Annotated in this window: 2 protein-coding genes; one reads left to right on the forward strand and one right to left on the reverse strand. The window is 24.7% G+C overall.

The features are described from left to right. Positions 1 to 340: 340 nt before the first annotated feature. Positions 341 to 478 (reverse strand): hypothetical protein, encoded by a 138-nt coding sequence (locus RI68_RS03840; RefSeq protein ID WP_017192155.1) that lies wholly within the window; start codon positions 476 to 478, stop codon positions 341 to 343. 969 nt (positions 479 to 1447) lie between these two features. Here RI68_RS03840 and RI68_RS00790 point away from each other — a divergent pair. Next, on the forward strand, positions 1448 to 1969 hold the full coding sequence (locus RI68_RS00790) for a hypothetical protein (RefSeq protein WP_017193363.1): 522 nt from the start codon (positions 1448 to 1450) through the stop codon (positions 1967 to 1969). Positions 1970 to 2188 lie beyond the last annotated feature (219 nt).

Raw genomic sequence — 2188 nt, forward strand, 5'->3', positions numbered from 1 at the left:
AAATTTATGATTAAAAATATATAAATAATCTTTTAAAAAAAGATCGTTTAAAATTGAAAAATTGTCTATTATTTTGGGTTGAAAATGCTAAATATCTAGCGTTTAAGAGGGTTTTTTTATTTTTATAATAAAACTGATTCCTAAGGAATTGATTTAATACTCTTCCCAAATCATCTTCTCTAAAAAAAACTCAGAAAAGCTTCTTTTCTAACTCTCAAATACTTCTAACCATATCAAAATCCTTTTTAAGAAAGGTTTTTTCACTTTTAAAGCCTTTTTTATATATTTTAACCCTATTATATTGTAAAAAAACTCTTTTTTAAAAGGTTGATAAAAAGACTTATTTATTGATTTTATTACCTTTTTTAGGAAAATTAAAAGGGATATTTTGACGCATTTTAAAATTTTTAGGAGAAAAATAATTTAAATATTTCATACTTCTTTTGCGGTTGTAATAATAAATATATTGAGTAATCATTTGTTTAATTTTTAGTGTTCGTGTTTTCTAAATCTCTTAAATAAAGTTGTTCGCCTTTAAAATTAGACCAAAAAGACTCTATACAACTGTTTTGAGAAGAAACACCTTCATTAGAGAAACTTTGGCGATAACCTTTTTGTTTTAATAAATTTTGAAAAACTTTCGCTGTATATTGAGGTTCTTGGTCGTAATGGAAAATACAAGGTTTTTGAAGAACTTTTAACTGGTTTAAATTATCAACCGCTTTGGTTACATATGTTCAAAAAAACGGCATTCTCTGATGGTGTTGCCTTCTTTATCAGAATATTCTAAATAAGGGGTAAGGTTGATTTTGTCCTTTAAAATAGGATCTTTTTGCTTATCATCTTGTGAGATATTATTTTTGTTTATTGGTTGGGAAGTGTTTTCTGGAACAGAAAATGAGGATAGGAGTTGTTTTCCGAAAGTTTTTAAACCACTTATAAACGCTAAAAAAAGAAAAAAATGATCACTATTACGATAATAGCAGTTATTTGGATTTTTTTTAGGCTTTTTATATTAATCCATAAATTGTTTTTCTTCATAATTTTTTCACTTTTTATCTGATATAATAACTCCATTATGCTTTTTTTGACAAGATAAAATACTTTTTTGCTAAAAAACTAAAAAAAGCTTAAAAGAAGAAGAAATACCTTCTTTGTCTCCAACTTTACCATCTTATTTAGATCAAACCACTCAATAAACCTTTTATAGGGTAAAAATTGTTTTAAAACGAAAGATAATAAATTAATTTTTCTTATTTCTATAAGTCAAATGTTAATATATAATATTAACGGATAGTTAAATTGTAAATATTTGTAAAAATTATTATAATTTTATAAACTTTCCAACCTAAACATAAATCAAAAATTAAACTTAAAAACTTAAAATTAAACCTTAAAAACATTAAAAAAATAAATCATCCAAAAAAAAGGAGTTTTAACAAAAAAATTGACAAACAAATTCAATTCTAAAAAATTAATCATTGGGTTACTTTCTATAATGGCTATTTTAATGGTTGTTTTTTCAGTTATTTATATCAGCGCTTTTGCTGCAGAAGAAAATATAGCAGAACCAGAAGAACCCATCTCAGAAGAAATAGTTTCAGAAGAAACACCTGTAAACATTGAATCAGAAGAAAATATAGCAGAAAATTCGGATTTAACGCCTCCAAAAGATGACCACGTCACTCCAGAAAGCGAGAGTAAAACAGGCTCTATTACAACCTTATTGGATAAATTCCAAAATTCACAAATATTTCATCAAATACAAGATCAAACAATTGCTTTAGGACAAAATTTATTAGATAAAGCGCAAAAAAAAATATTAAATCCACCAAAAACAGATAAAAATAATATAGCCGAAGGTAAAAAAGATCCTTTACGCAGAACATCTATTTCCTATAAAGCCAATCCATCATTATCTCAAAATATGAATAAAAAAAAGAATTTATTTTTCAAAAATGGAAAATAAATTTTGAATTATAGCCCCTTATTTAGGGCAATGACAATCATAAACAAATTAAAATTTTTTAATTTGTTTATTTTTTATATATTCGCATCATAGAAAAGAAGTCTGGGGAAGAACAAAAAATATTTCACCTTTTTGTCTTATTTATAGGACTTTCGGCCTTTACAATAATGTTGTTTTATGGTATAATATTTTTTTACAATCCTAATTTAGAATTAATAT

It is taken from the genome of Vaccinium witches'-broom phytoplasma str. VAC (genome assembly GCF_000309405.1).
Lineage (GTDB): Bacteria > Bacillota_I > Bacilli_A > Acholeplasmatales > Acholeplasmataceae > Phytoplasma.